This window comes from Bacteroides sp. An51A (assembly GCF_002161565.1).
Taxonomy (GTDB): Bacteria; Bacteroidota; Bacteroidia; order Bacteroidales; family Bacteroidaceae; genus Phocaeicola; species Phocaeicola intestinalis.
Window position 1 is genome coordinate 111,460 of sequence record NZ_NFIC01000005.1, and the last position, 26,692, is coordinate 138,151.

General features: G+C 45.5%; 25 protein-coding genes and 1 tRNA gene. 12 read left to right on the forward strand and 14 right to left on the reverse strand.

What is annotated here, in order from left to right:
- Positions 1 to 37: 37 nt before the first annotated feature.
- Positions 38 to 1,000: a tetratricopeptide repeat protein gene (locus B5G04_RS10990; protein ID WP_022040494.1), complete on the reverse strand. Its 963-nt coding sequence runs from the start codon at positions 998 to 1,000 to the stop codon at positions 38 to 40.
- A 120-nt stretch (positions 1,001 to 1,120) separates the two neighbouring features.
- Between B5G04_RS10990 and B5G04_RS10995 the strand changes: the two genes are divergently transcribed.
- The 4 genes from B5G04_RS10995 (at position 1,121) to B5G04_RS11010 (ending at position 3,388) form a co-directional block, all read left to right on the forward strand.
- A complete protein-coding gene (locus tag B5G04_RS10995) occupies positions 1,121 to 1,825 on the forward strand; it encodes a hypothetical protein (protein ID WP_087207327.1) in 705 nt (234 codons plus the stop codon).
- 211 nt (positions 1,826 to 2,036) lie between these two features.
- A complete protein-coding gene (locus tag B5G04_RS11000) occupies positions 2,037 to 2,663 on the forward strand; it encodes a hypothetical protein (RefSeq protein WP_087397186.1) in 627 nt (208 codons plus the stop codon).
- Between the two features lies 1 nt (position 2,664).
- The gene (locus B5G04_RS11005; RefSeq protein ID WP_087397188.1) at positions 2,665 to 3,252 is read left to right on the forward strand and encodes a uracil-DNA glycosylase family protein; all 588 of its coding nucleotides are present in this window, start codon (positions 2,665 to 2,667) and stop codon (positions 3,250 to 3,252) included.
- Positions 3,253 to 3,315: 63 nt separating this feature from the next.
- Positions 3,316 to 3,388, forward strand: a tRNA-Trp gene (locus B5G04_RS11010).
- A gap of 568 nt (positions 3,389 to 3,956) precedes the next feature.
- Here the strand turns inward: B5G04_RS11010 and B5G04_RS11015 are convergent.
- The 10 genes from B5G04_RS11015 to dnaN all read right to left on the reverse strand — a co-directional run bounded on the left by B5G04_RS11015 (position 3,957) and on the right by dnaN (position 13,969).
- The gene (locus tag B5G04_RS11015) at positions 3,957 to 4,397 is read right to left on the reverse strand and encodes a hypothetical protein (RefSeq protein ID WP_022040499.1); all 441 of its coding nucleotides are present in this window, start codon (positions 4,395 to 4,397) and stop codon (positions 3,957 to 3,959) included.
- A gap of 12 nt (positions 4,398 to 4,409) precedes the next feature.
- Entirely contained in the window at positions 4,410 to 4,775 is a 366-nt protein-coding gene (locus tag B5G04_RS11020; RefSeq protein ID WP_087207325.1) for a hypothetical protein, read from the reverse strand.
- Between the two features lie 51 nt (positions 4,776 to 4,826).
- Positions 4,827 to 5,378, reverse strand: coding sequence for a sigma-70 family RNA polymerase sigma factor (locus B5G04_RS11025; RefSeq protein ID WP_087207324.1), 552 nt, complete (start codon positions 5,376 to 5,378; stop codon positions 4,827 to 4,829).
- A 74-nt stretch (positions 5,379 to 5,452) separates the two neighbouring features.
- Positions 5,453 to 6,367 (reverse strand): ribonuclease Z, encoded by a 915-nt coding sequence (locus tag B5G04_RS11030; RefSeq protein ID WP_087207322.1) that lies wholly within the window; start codon positions 6,365 to 6,367, stop codon positions 5,453 to 5,455.
- Between the two features lie 94 nt (positions 6,368 to 6,461).
- On the reverse strand, positions 6,462 to 8,162 hold the full coding sequence (locus B5G04_RS11035) for a serine protease (RefSeq protein ID WP_087207320.1): 1,701 nt from the start codon (positions 8,160 to 8,162) through the stop codon (positions 6,462 to 6,464).
- 22 nt (positions 8,163 to 8,184) lie between these two features.
- A complete protein-coding gene (rlmB, locus tag B5G04_RS11040; RefSeq protein WP_087397190.1) occupies positions 8,185 to 8,943 on the reverse strand; it encodes a 23S rRNA (guanosine(2251)-2'-O)-methyltransferase RlmB in 759 nt (252 codons plus the stop codon).
- Positions 8,944 to 8,962: 19 nt separating this feature from the next.
- The gene (recN, locus tag B5G04_RS11045) at positions 8,963 to 10,630 is read right to left on the reverse strand and encodes a DNA repair protein RecN (RefSeq protein WP_087397192.1); all 1,668 of its coding nucleotides are present in this window, start codon (positions 10,628 to 10,630) and stop codon (positions 8,963 to 8,965) included.
- Positions 10,631 to 10,659: 29 nt separating this feature from the next.
- Positions 10,660 to 11,850 (reverse strand): bifunctional phosphopantothenoylcysteine decarboxylase/phosphopantothenate--cysteine ligase CoaBC, encoded by a 1,191-nt coding sequence (gene coaBC / locus B5G04_RS11050; protein ID WP_087397194.1) that lies wholly within the window; start codon positions 11,848 to 11,850, stop codon positions 10,660 to 10,662.
- Between the two features lie 97 nt (positions 11,851 to 11,947).
- Positions 11,948 to 12,724 carry a 3'-5' exonuclease gene (locus tag B5G04_RS11055; RefSeq protein ID WP_022040507.1) on the reverse strand — a complete coding sequence of 259 codons (777 nt, stop codon included), beginning with the start codon at positions 12,722 to 12,724 and terminating at the stop codon, positions 11,948 to 11,950.
- 120 nt (positions 12,725 to 12,844) lie between these two features.
- Positions 12,845 to 13,969: a DNA polymerase III subunit beta gene (dnaN, locus tag B5G04_RS11060; protein WP_022040508.1), complete on the reverse strand. Its 1,125-nt coding sequence runs from the start codon at positions 13,967 to 13,969 to the stop codon at positions 12,845 to 12,847.
- Between the two features lie 139 nt (positions 13,970 to 14,108).
- Here dnaN and B5G04_RS11065 point away from each other — a divergent pair, with 139 nt between their 5' ends.
- Positions 14,109 to 14,486, forward strand: a complete 378-nt coding sequence (locus B5G04_RS11065) for a DUF3127 domain-containing protein (protein ID WP_022040510.1) — start codon at positions 14,109 to 14,111, stop codon at positions 14,484 to 14,486.
- A 153-nt stretch (positions 14,487 to 14,639) separates the two neighbouring features.
- Here B5G04_RS11065 and B5G04_RS11070 read toward each other — a convergent pair whose 3' ends face one another.
- Positions 14,640 to 15,488 carry an SGNH/GDSL hydrolase family protein gene (locus B5G04_RS11070; protein ID WP_022040511.1) on the reverse strand — a complete coding sequence of 283 codons (849 nt, stop codon included), beginning with the start codon at positions 15,486 to 15,488 and terminating at the stop codon, positions 14,640 to 14,642.
- Between the two features lie 322 nt (positions 15,489 to 15,810).
- Here B5G04_RS11070 and trmB point away from each other — a divergent pair, with 322 nt between their 5' ends.
- The 4 genes from trmB to B5G04_RS11090 all read left to right on the forward strand — a co-directional run bounded on the left by trmB (position 15,811) and on the right by B5G04_RS11090 (position 19,195).
- Entirely contained in the window at positions 15,811 to 16,569 is a 759-nt protein-coding gene (trmB, locus tag B5G04_RS11075; RefSeq protein WP_022040512.1) for a tRNA (guanosine(46)-N7)-methyltransferase TrmB, read from the forward strand.
- A 112-nt stretch (positions 16,570 to 16,681) separates the two neighbouring features.
- Positions 16,682 to 17,782 carry an Mrp/NBP35 family ATP-binding protein gene (locus B5G04_RS11080; RefSeq protein WP_022040513.1) on the forward strand — a complete coding sequence of 367 codons (1,101 nt, stop codon included), beginning with the start codon at positions 16,682 to 16,684 and terminating at the stop codon, positions 17,780 to 17,782.
- A gap of 145 nt (positions 17,783 to 17,927) precedes the next feature.
- Positions 17,928 to 18,491, forward strand: coding sequence for a flavin reductase family protein (locus B5G04_RS11085; protein ID WP_087397196.1), 564 nt, complete (start codon positions 17,928 to 17,930; stop codon positions 18,489 to 18,491).
- A complete protein-coding gene (locus B5G04_RS11090; protein ID WP_022040515.1) occupies positions 18,488 to 19,195 on the forward strand; it encodes a hypothetical protein in 708 nt (235 codons plus the stop codon). The genes B5G04_RS11085 and B5G04_RS11090 overlap by 4 nt, the downstream gene beginning before the upstream one ends.
- 117 nt (positions 19,196 to 19,312) lie before the next feature.
- Here the strand turns inward: B5G04_RS11090 and B5G04_RS11095 are convergent, their stop codons facing one another.
- The gene (locus tag B5G04_RS11095; RefSeq protein WP_239414086.1) at positions 19,313 to 21,289 is read right to left on the reverse strand and encodes a family 43 glycosylhydrolase; all 1,977 of its coding nucleotides are present in this window, start codon (positions 21,287 to 21,289) and stop codon (positions 19,313 to 19,315) included.
- A 93-nt stretch (positions 21,290 to 21,382) separates the two neighbouring features.
- Positions 21,383 to 22,393: an aspartate-semialdehyde dehydrogenase gene (locus B5G04_RS11100; RefSeq protein ID WP_022040517.1), complete on the reverse strand. Its 1,011-nt coding sequence runs from the start codon at positions 22,391 to 22,393 to the stop codon at positions 21,383 to 21,385.
- A gap of 178 nt (positions 22,394 to 22,571) precedes the next feature.
- Here B5G04_RS11100 and B5G04_RS11105 point away from each other — a divergent pair, with 178 nt between their 5' ends.
- From B5G04_RS11105 to B5G04_RS11115, 3 genes are all read left to right on the forward strand, one after another.
- The gene (locus B5G04_RS11105) at positions 22,572 to 24,719 is read left to right on the forward strand and encodes a cation:proton antiporter (protein WP_022040518.1); all 2,148 of its coding nucleotides are present in this window, start codon (positions 22,572 to 22,574) and stop codon (positions 24,717 to 24,719) included.
- A complete protein-coding gene (locus tag B5G04_RS11110) occupies positions 24,698 to 25,438 on the forward strand; it encodes a tRNA threonylcarbamoyladenosine dehydratase (RefSeq protein WP_204247013.1) in 741 nt (246 codons plus the stop codon). Before B5G04_RS11105 ends, B5G04_RS11110 begins: the two co-directional genes overlap by 22 nt.
- Positions 25,439 to 25,597: 159 nt before the next feature.
- Positions 25,598 to 26,272, forward strand: a complete 675-nt coding sequence (locus B5G04_RS11115) for an ABC transporter ATP-binding protein (protein WP_087397200.1) — start codon at positions 25,598 to 25,600, stop codon at positions 26,270 to 26,272.
- Positions 26,273 to 26,692 lie beyond the last annotated feature (420 nt).

Below are 26,692 nucleotides of genomic sequence, written 5' to 3' on the forward strand. Positions count from 1 at the left end.
TTATCTTCGTAAGGCAACGGACATAGATGCATTCCAGTCAGTAAATACTTGCAGGATTTGGGGTGCCGGAAAGGGTGTCTTGGTTATCAAACGTTCCGTTTATTTGGGATTCGCTTTCGGGGTTCAGTTCGATGGCTTTTTTCAAGTCTTCGATGGAGCCATTCTTGTCTCCTTCCAGTAACCGGACACGTCCGCGTTCCTGGTAGAATGTAGCGTTCTGGGGCATCAGTTCCAAGGCTTCGGTATACAGTTCGATGGCTTTGCCGTATGCTTTCTGCCCACAGAGCAGTTCTCCTTTCAGCAGGTAAGCTTTTTCGTTGAAAGGATTGGTTTCCATGACCAGCTCCAGACACCGATATGCTTCGTCGGTTTCTCCTAATGTGGCTTTGACGGTACTTTTCAGCAGCAAGGCATCTTCTTCTTCCGGATTTGCATTCAGGATATAATCGAGGTCTTCCAGTGTTTCTTTCGCCTGTTTCATGCTCCAAAGCACTTCGGCACGGAGCAAGTAGGCAGAAAGAAAGCTTTCGTCTTGTGTGATGGCTTTGGTAGCCATTACGATAGCTTGCAAATCGTTGTGAAGTCCGTGGGCTGCCCTGGCTGCCAAATAGTAGGCATGGGCATTGCTTTCGTCCAGCTTGATGGCTTTTTGGCAGGCTTTGTCCATACCGTCATAGTCTTCTTGTGCAAAGCATACGTTGGCAAGGAACAGATATCCCTGTATGTTGTCCGGTTCCAGTCCGGTCAGTTTGTCCAAAGTTGTCCGGGCATCATCGGTACGCTGGAGTTTTACATACGTGTCGGCAAGGTACTGGAGTGTTTCAGCATCGTCACGCAGGGCAGACGCCTGTTCCAGGCATTTGGCGGCGTAAGCCAGTTGGTTCATGTTGTGTGCCCGTATGCCATCGTATTTTAAAATCTCGAAATTCTTTTGTGTCTGTTTTTCCTGTTGGTTTTCTTCGGGCTTTCCGTTGCCGAAGATTGCTGATAATAAACCCATGTTTTTCGTATTTTATGATTGAATGTTGGGCACAAAGATAGAGAAAATCAGGTATATGCTTGCATTTGCTGAAAAGAAATTTGTAAGTTTGTGGCGTAATTAGAAAAAAAGGAACGTAACATGAAAAAGATGCTTTTGTTTGTTTGTGCGGTGTTGGCTTGTTTCAGCCTGCATGCACAATATTTTTGTACGGTAGAGGGAACGGAACTTCATTATGTCAATTACGATGAGGCGGGACAAAGTGTTTCGAATGAGACTGCTACCGTGTCGTTTGTCGGGAGAAACGATGGTAAGGTAACTGCCTGTTATATCAATAAGATTGTAACCAACAAGTTGAAGAACAATACCAGCTATACGCGTTTCGACTGGAGTTATGATGGCAACCAGACTGTGTGTGCCGAAGATCTGGTGTATGGACCTTATATTGATTCGGATTCGGATCCGGATAAGTATGATACGGCGGCACGTACTGCCATGCGTGAAGAATTGAAGTATAAAGGCGACAACTCGTTTGTGCTGAAGGAACATGCCGAGGGAGGAGAAAGTATGCCCGACCGCTCGTATGCACTTATTGTGAAGATGCTGAAAAATGAAATTACGATTTCGGGAGCTGCTTATATGGGAGAGGAGCAAATCAGTACTACGGCTGGGAAATTCGACTGTATAAAGATTACTTACTTGAAACGTACCAAAGTGGTGTTAAAAAGCACCACGCACCGGGTGACTGAATGGTATGCCGAGGGAATAGGTCTGGTAAAATCGGAATCATACGATATGAAAGGAAAACCTGCCGGCAAGACGCTGCTGGTGAAAATCGTGAAATAACGAAGTATCCTATGCTTATATAAGACCTGATAGTTGATAACTTTCTAGAAACTGTTTTGAATTTATCGCCCAAAGCACACACGAAAACGAATACATCGGGAAGAGAAAGACATTCAAAGCAGTTTCTTGTCACTATCTTGTCATAAACTGCCCCTTATCTCACTTTTTTGTTTTATCTTTGTCCCCATAATAATTTATTACAGATTAGATTATGAGCATATTTTCGAAACTATTAGGTAAAAAACAAGTTGAAGAAGAAGGTGCACGGGTAGGAGGTGTAGAAGACTTCATGACTTTGATACGTGTATACTACCAAGCCGTTATGGCTGCGCAGCTGGGCATCAGCAATATCAATTTCCTGCCTGATATGGCAGTATTCAAGCGTACATTGAAAATCCCTACCCAGAACAACAAGCTGGGAGTGGCAGAACGTACCAGATGCAAAAAGATGCTGATGGATATTTACGGCATTAATGAGTTCTTTTTTAAGGAAATAGATACATCTGTCAAAAAGCACTGCAAGAGTGTGAATGATATCAAGAACTACCTGTTTATGTTTCAGGGATTCAGTCAAGACTTGATGATGGTAGTGGGGAATCTGATGCAATGGAAATTCCGTATGCCTGGCATGTTCAAGAAATTATTGCGTTCGATGACCGAAAAGACCATTCACGATATCCTGACGAAAACCAACTGGAAAGATGATAGTGTGAGAAAGACTTGTGTAAACATCCGCCAATACCAGCATGCACTGGGATATAGCGAAAGCTGGATGAACGAATATGTTTACAACATCGTTGTACTGGCAAAAAAAGAACCTAAACCCAAAGAAAGCTAAGATGGACAGCCTCATCGAAAATCATCCGTTGGAACCGTTTCTTCCTGCAGAAGCTACTTTGCTGATGCTGGGAAGCTTTCCTCCGCAGAAGAAGCGCTGGAGCATGGATTTCTTCTATCCGAACTGGAACAATGACATGTGGCGGATTTTCGGACTGATTTTCTTCGGTGATAAAGAACATTTTGTACTTTCCGGTAAAAAGGCTTTCGATAAAGAACGTCTCATACACTTCTTGAAAGAAAAAGGCGTTGCGCTTTATGATACGGCTTGCACAGTGAAACGTTTGAAAAGCAATGCTTCAGACAAATACCTGGAAATCGTGGAGCCTACGGACATCGGCTTGCTTCTGAAACAACTTCCGACATGCAAATCTATTGTAACGACCGGGCAAAAAGCTACAGATACCTTATGTGCACAATTGCATATTAAAGAACCTCCGGTAGGTGGAAAAAGCAAATTCGAATATGCTGACCGCCAACTTTGGCTTTACCGGATGCCTTCTTCCAGCAGGGCTTATCCGCTCAAGTTGGAGAAAAAGGCAGAAATATATCGGTCTATGCTGTGTGAAGCGGGTATTTTTATGCCATGAAGCAAAAAAAATGCCAAAGCATTTGGCAATATCAAAAAATGTCGTACCTTTGCATCCGCAAACACGGGAATAGCTCAGTTGGTAGAGCATCGGTCTCCAAAACCGAGTGTCGGGAGTTCGAGTCTCTCTTCCCGTGCAGGAAGTAAGAAGCCACAACTGATGACGTTGTGGCTTTTGTTTTTTATAGACTTGACTTGTAAGAAGCTGTTTTGAATTTATCGCCCAAGGCACACACGGGAACAAATACATCAAGATGAGAAAAACTTTTTGTAGAAATTCAAAACAGTTTGTTAATATGATGTCCGATTGGGGAGGACTGGGAAGGTTGTTTATACTTTGGACGGTATGCAATTGTGCATTTTAATGGAATACATACTTCCGGTGTCGCTTCTGTTGACAGGGTGTCACGCTGGATTGTAAATCCGTTTCTTCAATTATGCCGGATTATACATCCGGCATGACAAGTAAGCTTTGGTCTTTTCGCAATATAGCTGCATCGCTTGTAAGATTATTAATCTTACAGCGTGAAGATTAATAATCTTTCGGCATGAAGATTAATAATCTTACAAGCAAGATAGCTATGTGGCTTGGATTGTCGGACTAAGCTGATGAGGCTGTCTCAAAATGGTAATTGAGTATCAGAAAGTAATTTCATCCTGAGTGCCTGTTTCTATTTTGAGACAGCCTCTTCTGATTCGTGTAATTTATTTTTTCGGTTTTTTCTCCCTCTCTGGTCTTAACAAATGGCGGTGGAATTTCATTTCCGCCCGCTGGATATCGTATATCTTTTTAGATGAGAGGAATTTCTTATATTTCCGTACGTATTCCAAGTCCAGCTGGTCAATGGTGATTCGGGTTTGTATTACGTCTTCTACGATACGGTTGTATTCTTCTTCGCTTACGTTGGGTTGTTTTCCTTTTCTTATTTCTTGCCAGGCTTCACGGTTATACTTGCTTTTTTTATCTTGCAGTTCGAAGTAGAGTGGAAAAAACTCTTTGGCTTCTTGTGGAGTGAGTCGGGCGTTTTCGGTAATAAACGCTTCTTGCCGTGCACGGAATTCTTCTTTGCTCAATTTGTTTTTCTGCGCATGCATGTATGTGCAGAAGCAGGTAAGAAGAATCATAATCGAAAATAGTTTCTTCATTGAATTGGTCTTTTAGTTATAGATACCGGCATCGGCATCCGTTAAATATTGGTATAGTTCATAATCATCCATCATCGTTTGGTCTACGATTGATTCGATGTATTCATCCGGCATATCGGTAAGGTTGTCTGAGTCATCTGCCGATTGGGTAGTGCCTACAAAGGCACGGACAGTGAACATCAGGCCTACGAACATGGCCGCCATGTAAATCCATGGTTTCACACGGTCCCATAACTTGATTTCAGGAAGTGCTTTGACTTCTTTTTCGGGAAGTCGTTCCATCAGGTTTTCGGTAAAATGCTCGAAATATCCTTCCGGTACGGTGAATGGATTTTGTTTCCCGTATTTCTTTTGTAGTTCAAGGTCGTTTTTTTTCATCGTATCATCCCTCCTTCCTTTGTTTATTAGATTGATAATCCGGTACAAGGTTTAATCGTTTTGGTTTAAAAATTCTTCTATTTTTTTCACGGCATGGTGGTAAGAGGCTTTCAGGGCACCTACGCTGGTTCCTAGAATCTCCGACATATCTTCGTATTTCATTTCCTCGAAGTATTTCAGGTTGAACACGATACGTTGCTTTTCCGGTAAGGTTTGTATGGCTTTTTCGAAAAGTAGCTGGGTATGGTCACCATCGAAATAGGGGTCGCTTTCCAACTTGGCAAGCGCTGTTGTTTCGGCTTCATCCAATGAGAGTTGGTTTATGGCACGTTGTTTGTTCAGGAAATTCAGTGATTCATTGATGGCAATGCGGTAAAGCCATGTAGACAGGCGTGCTTCTCCCCGGAAATATTCCAAATTGCTCCATGCCTTGATGAATGTGTTTTGCAAGAGGTCGTTTGTATCATCGTGGGAGAGTACCATACGTCGTATTTGCCAGTACAGTGGTTCGCTGTAGTGCCTGACCACTTTCCCGAAAGCTTCCCGTTGCAGCTTTGGGTCTTGTAGCTGGGCAATTATCTCTTCCTCGTTATAGTTATTCATAATGGTGTCTTTGTATATGTTTTTAGATAAAATGAAGTGCCAACGTTTAAATGGGATAAGTTTTTTTAACTTGCCTATAAGTTGATTTGCAGGTTTTCTTGTGCCAATAAGGTTGCAGGGAAAACTTCCTGTGCTTCTTTTAAAAGTTGCTTTTCATCGTCGTACCGTGCCGAAAAATGACCGATGACCAAACGTTTCACTTCTGCATCATGGGCTATTTGGGCAGCCTGACGGGCAGTGGAGTGTTGGGTTTGGCGGGCACGCGTTTCATCGGCATTGACAAATGTGGCTTCATGGAACAGCAGGTCGGCACCGTGTATTTGAGGGATGATACGGGGATAATAGGCGGTATCCGAGCAATAGGCGTATGTGCGTGGCGGGTCGGAAGGTGTGGTAAGCCATTTGTTGGGGATGGTTTCACCGCTGTCCGTGATAAAATCTTCGCCTTCTTTGATGCGGTTTATCATCCATAAGGGTATGCGGTAGAAGTCAATCATATCTCGCCGGATATGGTTTAGGGTAGGTTTTTCGCGGAACAGGAATCCGCATGTAGGCATACGGTGGCATAAAGGAATGGTTTCTACAGATATGGAACGGTCGTCATAAATAACAGCTTGTTCTTTCGGGTTAAAAGGATGGAATATGACCTTGTAGCTCATTCCTTTGCAAAAGAATGCGATTTGTGCTTGAAGTAAGGATATCAGGTCGGGATGACTGTAAATGTGCAGGTCGGCAGTACGTTCCAGCATGCCGAATGTAGAAATCAGTCCAATCAGCCCGAAGCAATGGTCGCCATGCAGATGGGAAATGAAAATATGATTCAACCGGCTGAACTTCAGTCGTGAACGGCGCAATTGTACTTGCGTGCCTTCTCCACAGTCTATCATAAAAAGTTTTTCCCGGATATTGACGATTTGTGAGGTGGCTTGGTGACGCATCGTGGGTAGTGCTGACCCGCATCCTAGAATATGTAATTCGAATTTTTCCATACATATTGTTTGTTCACCACAGAAAGACAGGCAAGTGGTATTGGAAAAACCGGAATGTCTTTGTGTCTTTCTGTGGCGGTAACATCAATCTTTGTTATTTGTATTTTTGCAATAGCCCGTCTGCCACTTCATCTCCCAAGTCTTTGGCTTTTTGTAAGTTGGCCAGGCCTTTATCTTTCTCTTTATTCTGGATTTGTGCATATCCCAGCATACGATAGGCAGGAGCATTTTCGGGATCCATCTTGATGGCACGTGTCAGGGCTTGTATAGCTTCTGCAGCTTGGTTGACTCGAATGTGTATGCCTCCTTTTTCTACCCAATAGGTTACGTTGTTAGGATCAAGTTCAACAGCTTTGTTGATGTCGTTGATAGCTTGCTGATACATACGGCAGTTTAATTCTGCTTGTGAACGGATGAGATGGAATTCGGCAGAAGTTTGTCCCAGCATGGCATCGTAGAAGTCATTATAGTCGGTTACGGCACCCCGATAGTCTTCCATGTCCGATTTGATACGGGCGCGTTCGTACAGGTAGGGGGCTGCATCTTTTCCGTAGGGTTTGGGATAAAAAGCAATGGCGCTGTCCATCAGGGCTATGACTTCTTTCTTGTCGGTTCCTTCTATCAGTTCCTTGGCTTTTGCTGCAGAATAGAAAGTTGCGGCTGAAGCCAGTTTGCTCTTGTTCACCTTGTCGTAAGCAGTATAGGCTTCTGTAAATTTTTGCATGGCAAAATAGATGTCTCCTTGCAATTGGTAATAGATAGGTTCTTGGGTGATGGCTAACGCTTCGTTTATTTCATTGAGGGCATAATCGAATGTCCAGGAAGCATAGGGCTTCTTGTCGCCTATATTCAACTGGTACGAATAGATGAGTTTGGCTATGTTGTAATGTGCTTCGTCTTTTTTCTCGGCCACATCAAGCATTTTTTTCAAGTCTTCAACAGCCAGGGCATAATGAGTATCATCGCCGATATTGATGTAATAAGTAGCACGGCGCAGGTAGCCTTCCATATTATTGGGATATTGGCTGATAAAGTCGTTCAGCAAATCGAAGTATTGGTTGGGGGCATATACGCCGGATGCCATATACAGATAGACCAAAGCCTGCGATTCGTCTTCGGGAAGTCCTTTTTTTATCCCGATGGAGTTGAGGGCAAGGTCATTGACAGAGAGAGCGTTGATAGTTAAGTCGGTCAGATAGCGGATGCCAATGGCAAAACTTTCTTTGCTTTCAGAGTCGTTGTTTTTTTGTATCATGCCTACTACTTGTCCTGCTGCATTCATAATGGGACAGCTTACGGTTTTTTCTGTAGTCTGCATGGTAAGGGTGTAGTAGTATTGTTGTTCGCCAATGGTATCTACTTTGGCTATAGTGCCTGTTTGTCCTTTTGATGATTTTTGGGTAGAATAGGGAACCAGATACACGGTTTCGCCAGTCGATGAAGGCAATGTGGCTGGTTGCAAAGCCTCGGCTTTCTTGTCAAAATCAGTTTTGAATTTCACTACATCATACATATCGTTTGCCCCCATCATGTATTTCACGGGCAGCTCTTTACCGTTTGCGGTGATGATTATGGCACGTTCGGCGCCTTTGAAGAGGCTATAATCGGAAACTCCTGTACCTTGTTCATCGATATAAAACCCGTTTCCAGTGCTCAAAATTTGGCCGTCTTTGGTATAAGTCACGATGGAGAAAACGGCTTTTCTGGCATTTTCTGCCCATTTAGGCAATTCTTGTGCCAACAGGACAGAGAATGGCATAACGAATACAAATAAAATAGCTATAGTTTTTTTCATGTGTGTAAACGGTATATAAAGGTTATTGTTTTTCATTTTCGGCAAATCCGCGCTGTTCTATGGCTTTGTAGATAAGGATGCCTGCAGCTACCGATACATTTAGCGATTCAATGTTTCCGAAGAGTGGAATTTTTACCCATTCGTCACACAAGGCCAGGTTTTCGTAAGAGACTCCTTTATCTTCGGCCCCCATAATGATGCAGGTAGGTGAATGGAAGTCGGCTTTGGTATAATCATAATCTCCTTTTTCGGTAGCTGCTATAATCTTGAATCCACTGTCTTTCAGAAAACGGATGGTTTGTGTCAGGTTGTTTTCGCGGCATACTGGAAGGGTGAGCAGGGCACCAGCCGAAGTCTTTACGGCATCAGCATTTACGCTGACACTGTTTTTGGCGGGTATGATGATAGCGTCTATGCCTGCACACTCGCAAGTACGGGCAATGGCGCCGAAGTTACGCACATCGGTTATGCCATCCAACATGATGAACAATGGTGTTTTTCCTTGTTCGAAAAGATACGGTACAAGGTCTTCCGTGCGCTGGTATGCAACAGGCGAGATGAATGCTACCACTCCCTGATGATTTTTCCGGGTAATGCGGTTGATGCGTTCCACAGGTACGCGTTGTACTGGAATATCTGTTTGCTTCAGTATGGCAAACAATTCTTTTGCCACTTCACCTTGCATGTCTTTTTTTATCAATACTTTATCAATCTCTTTTCCGGCTTGTATGGCTTCGATGACCGCCCGTACGCCGAATATCATTTCATTTTTTTCTATCATAAAATCAATGTTTTATTAGTTATTGGTTTTCCAGTAAGGCACGTGCATTGTTTAATGCGGCTTCTGTCAGTACACTTCCACTCAGCATGTGTGCGATTTCTTTGACCCGTTCTTCCGGTGTAAGCCGGTGTATGTAACTGTTGGTGCCTGTTTCTGTATCTTTTTTATATACTTTATAGTGTGTTGTGCCTCGTGCCGCAATTTGAGGCAGGTGAGTAATGCTGATTACCTGCCGGTTCTGGCGTCCCATATCGCGCATGATAAGTGCCATTTTTTCAGCTATCGAGCCTGATACGCCTGTATCTATTTCGTCGAAAATGATAGTAGGCAGCTTTACAGCTCCGGCTATCATTGCTTTGAGCGAAAGCATGACACGGGCTATTTCTCCTCCCGAAGCTACCGAAGCAACGTTTTGCAATGCCCCGTTTTTGTTGGCAGAGAAGAGGAACGTTACGTTGTCCAGTCCATTAAGGTCGGGCTCTTTACGCGAAGTCAGCTCTACGGCAAAACGTACGTTGGGCATACCCAGTGGTATTAAGAGTTTTTTTATCTGTTCTTCGATATGATGTGCCGACTTTGTACGGAGATTGGTCAGCTGGCGGGCTTGTTCCAATACCTTATTATACAAGGCCTCTTTCTGTTGGTTGAGTTCAGCTATTCGTTCGTCGAACGATGAAATGTCATTCAGTTGATGGCGGTAATTTTCTGCAAGTTCCAACAAGGCTTCGATAGTCGTTACCCGATGTTTTTGCTGAAGATTGTATATCAGGTTCAGCCGTTCGTTTACATAATCCAGCCGTTCGGGGTTGAATTCTGTTTCTGCTTCTGCTACCGAGAGATCGTGTGCGATGTCTTTCAGTTCGATGTAGCAGCTTCTCAGACGTTCTACCCATTCGGATGCCGAAGGATATACATTGGAAATGTTTTGTAATGCCTGTTGGCAGTCTTTGGTCTGTGAGAGGATACCATTTGCTTCGGTACCGTCTATCAGCTGTTGGGCTTTGTAAAGGTTTGCTTTGATTTCTTCGGTGTGGCTTAAGGTTTCGGCCTCCTGCTCCAGTTCTGTTTGTTCGCCAGAATGGAGGCTGGCTTCTTCCAGTTGTTCCAGCTGGAAACGCAGATAGTCTTCGTCTTGCCTGCTTTTTTCTGCTTGTATAATCAGTTCCTCCAGTGTGTTGCTTATATCTTTATAGTGCCGGTAGACCTGTTTGTATGCTTCCAGTTGTTTTTCATCTTGTGCCAGAATATCCAGGATATTCAGTTGGAATCCTTCTTTATTGAGCAGCAGGTTCTGGTGTTGGCTATGGACGTCTATCAGTTTTTCACCCAAAGCTTTCATCTGGTTCAGTGAGGCTGGAGAGTCGTTGATGAATGCCCGGCTTTTTCCGCTGGCATATACTTCACGTCTGAGGATACATTCTTCAGGGTCATATTCCAAGTCGAGTTCTTGAAAAAATGCTTCCAGTCCGTATGAAGCAATGCAGAAGCGTGCTTCCACAATGCATTTGGAAGTTCCGTTTTTGATGGTTTTCACATCGGCACGTTGGCCCAACAGCAGTCCGATAGCCCCAAGGATGATGGATTTTCCTGCTCCGGTTTCACCGGTGATAACCGAAAAACCTGGTGTGAAATCAATATCCAGCTTGTCGATCAACGCATAATTCTGTATGTGAATAGACTGTAACATAATGTAGTCTTCGGGTTTGTCTGTAAGAATTATAAGATTGCACTTAATTTGTCGATAATGTCGCTTGCCACTTCGTGTTTGTCTTTCAGTGGATAGGGGGTGATTCCCGATTCGTCGAGAATGGTTATCTTGTTGGTGTCACATCTGAATCCGGCTCCGGCATCATTCAGCGAGTTCAGTACGATAAAGTCGAAATTTTTCCGTTTCCGTTTTTCTTGGGCGTGTATCTGTTCGTCATACGTTTCCAAAGCAAATCCTACCAGTCGTTGGTCCGGACGTTTTATCTTTCCTAAAGCAGCGGCAATGTCTTGGGTAGGTTTCAGACGGACAATCAGGTCCTCTCCTTCGCGCTTGATTTTGTTGGAGGCTACAGTTTCGGGGGTGAAGTCTGCTACCGCTGCACACAAGATACCAGCATTGGCTTGTGGATAAATACGGATAGCAGCTTGATACATTTGCTCGGCACTTTCCACATCAATGCGCCGGATAGCAGGATGCTGTACCTGGAGAGCGACTGGTCCGCTGATGAGGGTAACATCTGCACCCCGTCTGGCACATGCTTCAGCCAGTGCGTATCCCATTTTCCCTGAAGAATAGTTTCCGATGAACCGTACTGGGTCTATCTTTTCATACGTAGGGCCTGCTGTTATCAGGATGTGTTTGCCTTTCAAGTCTTCGGCCCGGGCAAAAAATGTTTCCAGTACTTCTACTATCTTTTCGGGTTCTTCCATACGTCCTTTGCCTACAAGGTGGCTTGCCAGTTCGCCCGAAGCGGGTTCGATAATGTGGTTTCCATACGAACGCAGGATGTCGAGGTTGTGGCGGGTAGACGGGTGAGCGAACATATCAAGGTCCATAGCCGGAGCGATGAATACCGGAGCTTTCATTGACAAATAAGTGGTGACCAGCATATTGTCAGCTATCCCGTGTGCCATTTTTCCGATGGTGGAAGCCGTGGCAGGTGCAATGAGCATTGCATCAGCCCATAGCCCAAGGTCAACATGACTATGCCATGTCCCGTCGCGTTGTGCGAAGAACTCGCTGATGACCGGTTTGCTGGTCAGTGCCGAGAGTGTGATGGGAGTGATAAATTCTTTTCCTGCGGGAGTGATGACAATCTGCACTTCTGCTCCTTTTTTTATCAATGCACGGGCCAGTACTGCCGCTTTATAAGCAGCAATGCTTCCCGTTATGCCTAATACAATTTTTTTGCCTTTCATATTTTTAAGTAGACTAGATGTTAGGTACCGGTTGGCCAGATTTTATAATAAGATAAAATAATCTGGCATCTGGTGTCTAAAACCTGATACTTGAATATTATTTTACCAGTCCGCTTTCGCGCAATTTGATTTTTGTCAATACATTTTTGGTGTTCAGCGTGAAATCGCCATTCATCATCCAGCCGAAATAACCGGGATCGCGTTTCAGGACATCTGATACAGGCATTCCTTTGTATTTACCGAAGTTGAATACTTCCACTCCTTTATCATCGTACACGATGCGTCCCGCAAAGTCTACGTTTTTGCTGTATGTAGAGTATTCAGAAAGAAACGCAACATCGTTCTGTAATACTTCCGGATAGCGATCCAACTGTGCCTTCAGCACTTCATAGGTAGCACGTGTGTCGGCTTCGGCGGTGTGTGCATCCTCCAGGTTTTTGCCGCAATAGAATTTATAGGCAGCCGAGAGTGTGCGTTGTTCCAGTTTGTGGTAGATGACCTGCACGTCAATGAATTTCCGCCGGCTCAGGTCGATATCGATGCCTGCACGCAAGAACTCTTCTACCAGTACCGGTACATCGAATCGGTTTGAGTTGAATCCGGCTATATCGGCACCTTCGATAGACCGGGCCAGTTCTTTGGCTATCTGTTTGAAGGTAGGACAGTCTGCTACATCCTCATCGTGGATGCCATGGATGGCAGTCGATGCTTCGGGAATGTGCATTTCAGGGTTGATGCGCATCGTTTTACTTTCTTCGTTGCCGTTGGGATATACTTTTAGGTAGCATATTTCCACGATACGGTCGGTATTAATATTGGTTCCGGTTGTTTCCAAGTCGAAAAACACTATCGGATTCTTCAGGTTCAGTTTCATTCGGATTCTTTTATGAATTGTCTATATCATGTGGCTTAAGAGTTAAAAACAATTGGATGTCTATGCTTTATTATGCTGATGTCATAAACGGGACTATTGGTTTTTAACTCTTGTTATCGCTTAGTCATTCAGCATCATCGGCATCAACAACATCAGCAGGTCTTCGTTTTCACTTTGTTCTTCGGGTACAATTACTCCCGCGCGTGAAGGGTCTGCAAGCTCTATCACTACGTTGGTCGAAGGTATGTTGTTCAGGATATCAATCAGGAATGATGATTTGAATCCGATACTCATGTCATTTCCCTCGTACTGGCACATCAAGGTCTCTTCGGCAGAGGTCGAAAAATCAATGTCTTGTGCCGAGATTTTCATTTGGTTGGTCGAGAGGTTGAGCTTGATGAGGCTACTGGCTTGTGACGAGAATACAGATACACGGCGCAAAGCACTGATAAGCGAGCTACGGTCGATGACGGCCTTGTGCGGATTGTTTTGTGGGATAACCGAATTGTAATTGGGGTAGCGTCCTTCTATCAGCCGGCATACCATCTGGTAATTTTCCAGGATGAATGTTGCGTTGCGGTCGTCGAAACCTATCTGGACATCACCCTGTTCTTTCGTTAGCAGGTTTTTGAGCAGATTGGCAGGTTTCTTGGGCAGGATAAAAGCTGCTTTTTCCGAACCGTGTGCCTCATAGGTCTTGTTGCGTACCAGCTTATGTCCGTCGGAAGCAACCAGTGTGATATCCTCGGATGTGATGTCGAAATAGATACCGTTCATTACCGGGCGCAATTCATCATCAGCAGTGGCAAAGATACAGCGGTTTACTCCGTCCAGCAGGACGTTGGCAGGAATCGTGAGTTGTACAGCATTGTTTCCCAATGCTTGCGGTTTCGGATACTCATCGGCATTCTGTCCCATCAGACTGTACTTCCCGTTTTGGTATTGCACCGTTATTTCCAGATTTTCAGGGTTGATGGCAAACGAGAGCGGCTGTTCAGGAATTTCCTTCAATGCTTCCAGTAGTGTACGCGATGATACGGCAAAGCGTCCGTCTCCGTCAAATTCATTCACTTCAATCGAGGTAGAAAGTGTGGTTTCATTATCTGATGCGGTCATCGACAGTGTCCCGTCGTGCAACTCGAGCAAAAAGCAGTCCAGAATTGGCAATGAGTTTTTCGAATTGATAACACGGCTGATAGCCTGCAAATGGCTGAATAAGCTTGTACTTGAAACAATAAATTTCATATTTGTATGTTTTATCCTTATTTTTATTTTATCAGCCAAAGTTACGAAAAGATTGTAGATGCATCGCAAAAAGTATCTAAAAAATTAGTTTACTTGTGTAGAAAAACGTATTTTCGTAGCCAAATTTAAAAATGAAAATATGGAATTAGCAGGAAAAGTAATTGCCGTTCTCGAACCGAAGAGCGGTACTTCCAGAAATGGAAACGAATGGATGGTACAGGAGTATGTCATTGAAACACACGACCAATATCCCCGCCGGATGTGTTTTGACGTGTTTGGTGCCGACAAGATACAGCAGTTTGCTATTAAGATAGGTGAAGAACTAAACGTTTCGTTCGACATTGATGCACGCGAATGGCAAGGACGTTGGTTTAACAGTATCCGTGCATGGAAAGTGGAACGTGTAAGTGCATCACAACCTATGCAACCCGAAGCTCCATTCCCGCCGATAGGTGCTGCTCCGGCTGCTCCTGTAGACTTTTCGGCAGGTGATGAAAAAGATGATTTGCCTTTTTAATGCTGCATACAGAGTCAGGAATGAGATAGAGTTATAGGGAGTTAAAGGCTAATGCCTTGTATGTCTGTTTTATAAGGCATTGGCTTTCGACTCCCTGACAAAGCCGTAATTCTTGCGACACATGAATGTTTTTCACTTCTGGCCGCATCCTTTTTAGAAGTTTGCCGGGTATGCCAGCAGCTGGTAAGCAAGTGCTTTTGCCATACGGTAGTGTCCGTTAGCGTTCGGGTGCAGGCGGTCGGTCTGTGCATCGTGGAAGTATGGAGCATGTTCATCCAGTAAAGGATACAGCCCGCTGATGCTGTTCAGGTCGATAACGGGTACTGCCCATACGTTGGCAGCTTCTTTTACAACGTTCACATATTCGTCTACATACAATCCCAGTTTGTTGGGAAACGATTCTTCGGGTTGGATGTTTTCCTTGCTGAATCTTGCTTGGGCACGGTGGATGGGGGTCAGCAGGATAATTTGTTTCATTGGGAAATTTTTCTTCAGGTATAGCATTGCTTCGTTGATTCTTCCGCGGAACGTGTGCGGGTTGGGTGCTGCATGTCGTTTCTTGCGCACTTCTTTTGTTCCGCCTTTTACGGTTGTTTCTTCGTAAGTATATGTATACCATTCTCCTAAAGGTATGCCGGCGTTGTAGTCGTTTGTGCCGCAAAATACGATGATGGCATCCACGTCATCACCGGCTTCCGCCTTCAGCCGTTCGGCTTGTTTCAGAATACCGTTCCATTGGTTGCCGTTGATGCCATATACCAGCGGTGTAAGTCCCAGCATTTCGGCAAGGTATTGCCAGTAGTTCTTGGTAGTTCCTACGTGTTTCTTGTCGGTAATGGAATCGCCTAAAAAAGCCACTTTTTTCCCTTTCCATTGGTTCTCGCTTACCGTGGTTATGGTGTCAGATACGGTGCTTTGTTGCCATAAGGATGCAGGGCATGGCAGAGCCTGCGATGAAAGCAATAGTGCGGCTAAGGTATAAGAGGTTATTTTATCGGTCATCGGTGTTGTCGTTTTTTTGAGTGTTATGTCTGGTTGCAAAGATAATTCCTTTCTTTCAGCTGGCAATGGATTCGGAAAAAGTGTTCGCAGAAAAATGCAGATATCTTCATGGGCGATTTCAGTTAACTGCTACAGCTCATGAAGATATCTGAAACGGCAAAGTAATATATTTTCGTTTTTGAACGTAATTGTATGGGCGGATTACGGCACCCGTAAAAAGAATAAGTCTATCGTTTTTGCAGGTGTTTTTCCATGTTTTCATTTGTGGGTTCCGCCGAAAATCTGTACATTTGTTCCCTGAACTAGGATTAATCTGTACGCAATGGGAAAAGGAAAACTAGCGAAATTTGCAGACATGGCGGAATACCCGCATGTATTCGAATATCCGTATTCACAGGTGGCGGATACGCCTTGTGAGATGAAAGGAAACTGGAACCGTGATTTTTTTAAGAACGAACATCCGATCGTGCTGGAGTTGGGTTGTGGAAGAGGAGAATATACCGTAGGGCTGGCACGCCGGTATACCGACAAGAATTTCATCGGGGTCGATATCAAAGGAGCACGTATGTGGACGGGAGCGAAAGAGGCTTTTGATGAAGGATTGAAGAATGTAGCCTTCTTGCGCACGAATATTGAAATTATCGACCGATTCTTTGCTCCGGGTGAAGTGAGCGAGATTTGGCTGACTTTCTCTGATCCGCAGATGAAAAAGGTGACCAAGCGGCTTACTTCGACGTATTTCATGGAGCGTTACCGCAAGTTTCTTGTGCCCGACGGGCTGGTGCACCTGAAGACGGACAGCAATTTCATGTTCACCTATACGAAATATATGGTTGAAGTCAATCATTTTCCCGTTGAGTTCGTCACGGATGATTTATATCATTCGGGGTTGGACGATGATATCCTGCGCATCCGTACCTATTACGAACAGCAATGGCTGGACCGTGGGCTGAGCATTAAGTATATCCGCTTTCGTCTTTCCCAAACGGGTGAACTACAGGAGCCGGATGTGGAAATCGAACTGGACGATTACCGCAGCTATAACCGTAGCAAGCGGAGCGGACTGCAAACAAGCAAATAATACTCATTTACGATTTGACAATTTACGATTTACTATTTATTGTTAGCCATGTCATAAACCGTAAAATGTCAAATCGTAAATTGTAAATAGTCAAATCGTAAATTTCATTTATATGACATTGTATCCGAAATTGATTTTAGACGCGCTGGCAACGGTGCGTTATCCTGGCAACGGGAAAAATATTGTCGAAGCAGAAATGGTGGCGGACAATATGCGTATCGACGGGATGAAGGTCAGTTTCTCGCTTGTCTTCGAGAAACCGACCGACCCTTTTATGAAATCAGTAGTGAAGTCGGCAGAAACGGCTATTCATACTTATGTGTCGAAAGACGTGGAAGTGACAATCACGACCGAAAGCCGTCAGGCGGCACGCCCTGAACCGGGCAAGATGCTTCCGCAGGTGAAGAATGTCATCGCCGTGTCATCGGGAAAAGGCGGCGTGGGTAAGTCTACCATTGCTGCCAACCTGGCTGTGGCACTTTCGAAGCTGGGATATAAGGTAGGATTGCTGGATGCTGATATCTTTGGTCCTTCTGTTCCTAAGATGTTCCAGGTGGAAGATGCACGTCCGTATGCCGAAACTATTGGAGGGCGGGACTTGATAGTTCCGATTGAGAAATACGGCATCAAGCTCTTGTCTATCGGTTTTTTTGTTGATCCTGATCAACCTACGCTTTGGCGCGGCGGCATGGCAAGCAATGCTTTGAAACAGCTGGTGGGCGATGCCGACTGGGGAGATTTGGATTATTTCGTCCTTGACACGCCTCCGGGCACGAGCGACATCCATCTGACGTTGTTGCAGACTCTTGCCATCACAGGAGCGGTTATCGTCAGCACTCCGCAGGAAGTGGCTCTTGCCGATGCCCGCAAAGGTATCAATATGTATATGAACGATAAGGTGAACGTGCCTATTTTGGGGCTGGTAGAAAATATGTCATGGTTCACCCCTGCCGAGTTGCCCGAAAACAAGTATTACCTTTTCGGCAAGGAGGGCACACGAAGACTGGCAGAAGAACTTCATGTGCCTCTCTTGGGGCAGATACCTATTGTGCAGAGTATTTGCGAGCACGGTGATGAGGGAACTCCCGTAGCTCTTGACGATGATTCGGTGACGGGGCAGGCTTTTCTGGAACTGGCACGTAACGTGGTTGCACAGACAGAGAAACGCAATGCCGAGCTGGCTCCCACCGAGATTGTGAAGACGCATAAATAATGTGCAAATGTGACAATGTGCAAATGTGTTAATGTGCAAATGTGGTAATTTGCCAATGAATAGTTTGTTAATGTGTGAATGAATTATCACATTGCCACATTATCACATTGCCACATTGTCACATTAAAATAAGGAGGAAAGCTTTATGAGAAAGAATTTTGGAGCAAAGCCGTGGACGTATCCACAGCCTGTATTTATCGTTGCTACTTATGATGGAGAAGGAAACCCCGATGCGATGAATGCCGCTTGGGGAGGCATCGATTACGATGATCAAATCAACCTGTGTCTGAGTGCAGGGCATAAGACCGTGAAGAACCTGCTGGAAACAAAGGCTTTTACCGTGAGCATCGGTACGGCAGACCAGCTGACGGCTTGCGATTATGTAGGCATCGTTTCGGCAAACGATGTGCCCGACAAGTTTTTCCGTGCGGGATTCCATGCCGTAAAGTCGGAGTTTGTCAACGCGCCTCTCATCGAAGAATTGCCGATGGCGGTGGAGTGCGAGCTTGTTTCTTACGACCCGGAAATGTGCCATCTGGTAGGTCGGATTGTGAATGTATCTGCCGACGAGCGCATTTTGGACGAGAAGGGCAAGATAGATCCTGCTAAATTGCGCCCGATTTCGTTCGACCCCGTACACAATGCCTATCTGGAAGTAGGCGGGCATGTGGGCAGTGCGTTCAAGGACGGTATAGCATTGAAAAAATGATGATGTGCACCAAAGACAAGATACGCACGGCGGAAGATATGGAACGGCAGGTATTGGCTTTGGGCTTCCTGCCGTTTTTCCGATGCGGCATTCCCGGTTTCTCCATCGAAGAACGGACGGCAACTGAATATTGGTTCTCGGACGAAGAAGAAGGTCCGTGGGAATGGAAAGGCCCCGTCATCCGCGAGGGACATTGCGCCTATGGCAAGCTGTACAATAAGAAAGCGGGTTATGTCAGTCTGGAATGGCTTCCTCATCTGATGAACTGGCGGCGTTCACGCCGTTATGCGAAAGACGAAGATACTGCTGCACTTGATGATGTGGTGCTTCAGGCTATTTGGGGAGAAGGCAGTGTGACGGTGAAAGAGTTACGCTGCTTACTCGGTTTTGCCAAGAGGCGTGGGCGTCGATGCGAGACAGATCTGGTGGATGCAATGCAGAGTGATGGCAAGATTTCGCTTGAACCTATACTGACACGGTTGATGATGGGGATGCATGTTGTTATTTCCGATTTTGAATACAATATTGATCGTCACGGTCGTCCTTATGGTTGGGGAGTTGCCCGTTATACTTCTCCTGAAGTGCTTTATGGCAGGCAGGATGCCGGATGCACACCCGAAGAGTCGTATCGGCAGATATATGGACATCTTCGTAGTTTGCTGCCTGGCGCTTCTGAAAAAAAATTGCAAGAACTGATAGGTTGATAGCTTCTAGAGCATTTTTCAACGTTTTTCCGGTTGATTTTATCCGTCAAGATATTACGGTTGGAAGAGGCACACAGAACGAAGAAGTTTGTCTCTGTGTGTCTCTGTATGTGGGTATTAATGCTGCTTCCAGTATGCTTCCAGTGCATCAGCTTCGGCAGGAGTGATTTGAATTACAGTGCCGTGCTTGGGTGAGATGAAGTTAACGGCTTTCATTGCTCCTTCGTTGAAATGCCCCAGGTTGGTGAAATGTTTGAAATCGCTGGTTTCGCAGAACCCGAAGTTGTGTGGTTGGATGCTGAAGATGTCGTACATCACTACCCATTTATCTTCACCGATACGTTTCCATACGTTCGGTGCTTCACATGCTCCCGGTTCAAAGTCTATCCATTTATCTATGTAGCGGTAGGGACCGGTTACGTTTCCGTTATTGCTGATAGCCATGCGGATTCCTCCGGGATTTTCTTGGGCTACATACATCATGCAGGCACGTCCGTCGGGCAATAGGGATATGTCGGCATCCAGTATTTGGATTTTGGGGTCAGGATATTCGAAGAGTTGTTTGGGTTCACTGGTGAGCTGGGTGAAATCATTGTCGGTATAGGCGTAATAAAGTGTACTCCTTCCGTTGCCGTGACGCATCGTGAAATAAATCATCATTTTACCTGCCTGAGGGTCATAGATGGTTTCGGGTGCCCAGGCACATCCGATATCGCCGAATTTATCGGGGTAAGCTTTGTCTACCCGTATGTTGCTGTGAGTCCAGTGGATAAGGTCGTGCGATTTCATCAGTACCAGTCCGCGGTTATTCCCCCATCCGTACTGTTTTCCGTCCCGTTCCCATTCGGTTTCGCGTATGCCTTCCCGTTGGGCAAAGATATGCAAGTCGGTCATGGCAAGATAAAAAGCACCGTCTGGTCCGCGATAGATATGTGGGTCGCGTATGCCTCGTTGTTCGGCGATGGTATCTCCGCTGATGATTGGTTGTCCATCGTTGACCGCAGTAAATGTATAGCCGTCGCGGCTCGTAGCCATGAACAGGCTATGTGTCGGGTCGCTGAAAAATACAAATAGATACGCTCCCATGTTTTGCTCTGAGGTGCACAGGCGTCGTCCCAGCTTGAGTTTGTCACCCGATAAATCCACTTCGAATAACTGAGGAATGCGTATGTATCTTCCATTGTCGTTGTTGTGGCTATGTACAGACATCAGCCAGCATCCGTTGAAGTCTTTAAACAGCATGCCATGTCCATAGTTTGGAGGTGTAATCGGTTCGGTTTCTTGTATCCACGGGCCTTCCAGGGTTCCGCTTTCCGAGTAGGCTACTCCTTGGGTATATATGTCTTCTATCCAGCTTGTCCATAGCATTCCCAGTCTTCCGGTTCCGGTGCGGAAGAGCCATGGTCCGTCTGTCACACGATTGGGCTTGTCTGTTCCTGTCTCGCGGCTCCAAGGTGAATCGCTTGCACGGAACAGCACTTCGCTTTTACCCGTTGTTCCGCTGAGGTCTGTCTTGAGTGCTATTTTCTCGATTGTGCCGTTCCAGTTCTGGAGCCATTCGCCGCAATATATCATGTAAGGCTTTCCGTCGGTATCTTCCCATAGTGTACCGTCTAGTGTGGGGACATTAGCGGGGAGGTAGACTTTATCTTTCATTGGGCGGTAAGGTCCTTCAGGACGGTCGCTTTCCAGTACGTGGCAGGCGCGTCGGGGAATGTCGTTTCCCCGGTAGTTCCCGATAAGAATGGAGTCGTTGGTAAAAGTTGCGAAATAATAATACTTTCCTTTGTATTTATGGAGTTCGGCTGCCCATATTTGTGGCTTGTGCCCCATCCATGAGTCTGGATCTGTTTCGGCTACGATGTAAGGTCCGTCCCATCGGTCAAGGTCTTTGCTTTTCCATAATAATCCTCCTGTTCCGGTCATGTAATAGGTGCGGGTTTCATCATCGGCCAGAATGCAAGGATCGCTGAGCCGGATGGAATCACGTGGGATTGCAGTACGGAATGTGGGGTGTTTTTTGTTTTGTGCCATAGAGGCGGTGCATGCCATTACGGCAAGCAGCAGGGTAAGTGCATATCGGGTGAGTTTCATAGTCTTTGTTTTGATTGAATGAAGATGAGTGTTGTCATAAAGACGCAAAGGTGAGGTATCCTTTGCGTCTTTGCGTTTGGCTTGAATAGCCATTTATCTGATGTTGCCCACCTTAATCAGGTATTCGGCAATCTGTACGGCGTTTAGTGCTGCTCCTTTCTTTATCTGGTCGCCTACAATCCAGAAGGTCAGTCCGTTTTCGTCGCTTAAGTCTTTGCGGATACGTCCTACGTAGACAGGGTCTTTGCCGGCAAGGAACAACGGCATCGGATATTCTTTCTTTTCCGGATTGTCCATCAGTACCAGTCCTTCTCCTTCGGCGAATGCTTTGCGGGCTTCTTCTACCGACACGGGGCGTTCTGTTTCTATCCAGATGCTTTCCGAGTGCGAACGAAGTGCCGGAACGCGTACGCATGTAGCGCTTACCTTTACATCGGAGTGCATGATTTTACGCGTCTCGTTGTACATTTTCATTTCTTCTTTCGTATATCCGTTATCGGTAAAGACATCGATTTGCGGAATCAGGTTGAAAGCGAGCTGGTAGGCGAATTTCTCTACTTTCACCGGCTCATTGTTTAATACTTGACGGTATTGTTCGTAAAGTTCGTCCATGGCGGCTGCTCCCGCACCGCTGGCAGCCTGGTATGTAGAAACGTGTACCCGCTTGATATGGGTCAGGTTTTCGATGGCTTTTAGTGCCACAACCATCTGTATGGTGGTACAGTTGGGGTTGGCGATGATGCCTCGCGGGCGGTTCAATGCATCTTGGGCATTGACTTCGGGTACTACCAGCGGAATGTCTGCATCCATGCGGAATGCACTTGAATTGTCAATCATCACTGCTCCGTATCGGGTAATGGTATCTGCGAACTCTTTGGAAGTTCCTGCTCCTGCAGAAGTGAAAGCAATGTCAACTCCTTTGAAATCATCATTGTGTTGCAGCAGTTTCACTTCGATTTCTTTTCCGCGGAAGGTGTATTTTCGCCCGGCACTGCGCTGGGAACCGAACAACAACAGTTCGTCTATTGGAAAATTTCTTTCATCGAGCACACGCAGGAACTCTTGTCCTACGGCTCCGCTTGCACCAACAATTGCTACTTTCATGTTTTTGTAATTCTGTTAAGTTAATACTTTTTCTGACTATATCTTGTTATTTTTAATCGGACTGTATCGTTTATGACGATTTCGACTGCAAAAATAAAACATTCTGTCCGATTAATATGGAAACTCGGAAGTTTTTTTCTACTTTTGTTCGATGAATGCAAAATGACGATACCGGTTTATGAAAGAATTGCTTGATTTTTTTGGTCTTGATATCCATTTTCCGATTACCGATCCTACGTGGATTTTTTTTCTTGTACTGGTGATTATTCTTTTTGCTCCTATTATTTTGGAGCGGTTGCGTATACCACACATCATCGGGATGATATTGGCTGGAGTAGTAATCGGCGAACATGGGTTTAACATCCTGGCCCGTGACAGCAGTTTCGAATTGTTTGGCAAAGTGGGGCTGTATTATATAATGTTCCTTGCCGGATTGGAAATGAATATGGAGGATTTCAAAAGTATCCGTGCCAAGGCGATGGTATTGGGCTTGCTGGCATTCATCTTTCCGCTGGGTATCGGATTCTGGACCAATATTCATATATTGGATTATGGTGTTGTTACTTCTGTCTTGCTTGCCAGTATGTATGCATCACATACCCTTATCGCATATCCTATTGTAATCCGTTATGGCATCAACCGTCAGCGGGCGGTGGGTATTGCTGTAGGTGGTACGGCTGTGACCGATACGTTGACTTTGCTGGTGCTGGCAGTTATCGGTGGTTTGTATAAAGGCGAATCGTCGGATATGTTCTGGGTATGGTTGGTCTTGAAAGTGATTATACTTGGCTCTGTCATTATGTATACTTTCCCGCCCATAGCCCGTTGGTTTTTCCGGCGGTATAGTGATAATGTGGTGCAATACATTTTTGTGATGGCGATGGTTTTCCTTGGTGCCGGATTGATGGAGGTAGTCGGTATGGAGGGGATTTTGGGAGCCTTTCTTGCCGGATTGGTGTTGAACCGGCTTATTCCGCACGTGTCACCGCTGATGAACCATCTGGAGTTTGTGGGCAATGCCTTGTTTATCCCTTATTTCCTGATAGGTGTGGGGATGCTTATCAATGTCAACGTTCTGTTCGGGCATATTGATTCGATAAAGGTAGCGGGCGTTATGATAGTGGTTGCCTTGGTGGGAAAATGGATTGCTTCGTGGCTTACCCAGAAGATTTACCGGATGCGTGCTGTCGAACGGGAATTGATGTTCGGTTTGAGCAATGCACAGGCCGCTGCTACACTGGCTGCGGTATTGGTAGGTTATGATATCATTCTGCCTTCGGGCGAACGTTTGCTGAACGAAGATGTGCTGAACGGTACGATTTTGCTGATTTTGGTGACATGCATTGTCAGTTCTTTTATAACCGAACATGCAGCCAAGCGGATTGCGACGAGTGATGATATTGGAGTGAACGAGGAAAAGGAGCAGGAAAAAGAACGTTTCTTGGTTCCCATCGCCAACCCCGAAACCTTGGAAGGACTGATGAGCCTGGCATTGGTGTTGCGCGATGAGAAGATAAACGATAATCTGGTAGCACTGAGTGTTATCAATGACAGTAATGATTCGGTAAAGCAGGAAATGCGCAGTAAACGTAATTTGGAAAAAGCTGCGCAGATTGCTGCATCTACCAATGTACAGTTGAAGACGGTCAGCCGTTTTGATTTGAACATTACAACCGGTATCTTGCATACAGCCAAGGAATACGAGGCTACGGGCATCATCGTGGGGCTACATTATAAGGCGAGTATTGTGGATTCGTTTTTCGGCAATCTGACCGAGAACCTGTTGAAGAATACTTATCTGCAGGTAATGGTGGTGCGCTTCCTGATGCCGGTCAATACATTGCGCCGCATTATTGTGGCAGTTCCCCCGAAAGCCGAGTTCGAGCACGGGTTTACCAAGTGGATAACTTATATGTGCCGGCTGAGCAGCCAGTTAGGGTGCCGGGTGCAGTTTTATGCTTCTTCGCGGACATTGGGGTATATCAGTGGCTTTATCCAAAAGAAATACAAGGATACGCGTGCCGTCTATTCGGAGCTGGAAGAGTGGGACGACTTGCTGTTGCTGACCGGACAGGTTAACTATGATCATTTGCTGGTCATCGTGAGTGCACGGCGTGGCTCGATATCGTATGATTCTTCGTTCGAGAAACTTCCGATGCAAGTTTCGAAGTATTTCAATAACAACAGCATCATGTTGCTTTATCCCGAGCAGAAGGGTGACCCGAATGAGAGTCTTTCTTTCTCTGACCCGCGTGGATGGGCGGAAACGCAGTATTATGATAAAGTAGGAAACTGGATTTATAAATGGTTCAAGAAAAATTCATAAGCATGACAGGCAAAGAGTGGCAGCAACGTACGGAATTGCTGTTGGGCAAGGACAAGACAGGACGCCTGCGCCGGGCGCATGTATTGGTAGTAGGATTGGGAGGAGTAGGAGCGTATGCCGCCGAGATGCTGTGCCGGGCAGGAGTGGGACAACTGACCTTGGTGGATGCCGACACGGTGCAGCCATCCAATATCAACCGTCAGCTTCCGGCGTTGCATTCTACATTGGGACAGACTAAGGCAGAAGTTCTTGCGGTACGTTTCCGCGACATCAATCCCGATATACAGCTGAAGGTATTACCCGTGTATCTGAAAGACGAGGCGATACCCGCACTGCTGGATAGTGCGCGGTTCGATTTCATCGTAGATGCCATCGATACCGTTGCCCCTAAGTGTTATTTGATTTATCATGTTTTACAGCGTGGGCTGAAAATAGTAAGCAGCATGGGGGCAGGTGCCAAGAAAGACATAACCCAGATACGTTTTGCCGACTTATGGGAAACCTATCATTGCGGGTTGAGCAAAGCGGTGCGCAAGCGGTTGCAGAAGATGGGGATGAAGCGGAAATTACCTGTTGTGTTCAGTACCGAACAGGCAGACCCGGAAGCTGTGATGCTGGTAGATGGCGAGCAGAACAAGAAGTCTACCGCTGGTACCGTCAGCTATATGCCGGCAGTGTTCGGCTGCTATCTGGCAGAATATGTCATACGTAAATTATAATAAGTAATGTACAAATTAATTGATATGACGGAGAAACGCAGATATTCGCGGATTTACGCAGATTGAATTAATAATTAAATTATTATCCGCGTTGATCCGTGTTTCAAAACAGACTCGTTAATACAAACTAATTAAGATTAGTTATTTAATTCGGAAATTATGATTCAACTGGAAGGAATAACGAAAAGTTTTGGTCCGCTGCAAGTATTGAAAGGAATCGACTTGACAATAAATAAGGGAGAAGTGGTCAGTATCGTGGGACCGAGTGGTGCTGGAAAGACTACGTTGTTGCAGATAATGGGCACCTTGGACAAGCCCGACGCCGGACGGATTGTACTGAATGGTGTAGAGGTGAACCGTCTTAAAGATAAAGGGTTGGCGGCGTTCCGCAACAAGGAAATAGGTTTTGTGTTTCAGTTTCATCAATTGCTTCCCGAGTTTACGGCAGAAGAGAATGTGATGATTCCACTTTTGATACAGGGCGTGTCAGGAAAGTCTGCCCGTAGAGAAGCGGAGGAGATGCTTTCATTTTTGGGGTTGGGAGAACGCGCTTTGCATAAGCCTGCCCAGTTATCGGGCGGCGAGAAGCAACGGGTAGCTGTGGCGCGTGCCTTGATAAACCATCCTTCTGTAGTCTTGGCCGATGAACCTTCGGGCAGTCTGGACACGCAGAACAAGGAAGAATTGCATCGCCTCTTTTTCGAACTTCGTGACAAGCTGGGGCAGACGTTCGTTATCGTGACTCACGATGAGGTACTTGCCTCGCAAACAGACCGGACCATTCATCTGGTGGATGGAAAAATCAGTGGAGAAAGTGCTAATCCATTCCGATAAACACTTTCTCCGCCCGAAATCGAACGATTGATACAAGCAGCTGAACATCTTTGATTTATTTGAATATCCGCCAGTTCCTTTTGGGGATACCGAGTGCACTGCGCAGCGCAGCTATGTCCGTCCGCATGTGCATATATGTGTATCCTGCATCCAATATAGTTGCATCACAACGGGCTATGACAATTGCTTTTGTTTATCTATGGCATCGAAAATATGGACTTGTATGATATATTATTTTTTTTGATTCCGTTATTTGCTTATTTGCAGCTACATACGGGGTAAAACAGAATGCTGTTAATAGATTTTCAAACCAACCGTTTCCAAATCCATTGCCGTATGGAAAGGATTGCGTACCTTTGCAGCATACAGGTACTAGTTGGCTAGGTTCTGAATTGTTTTTGTAGGCGCCAACCAAAGCTA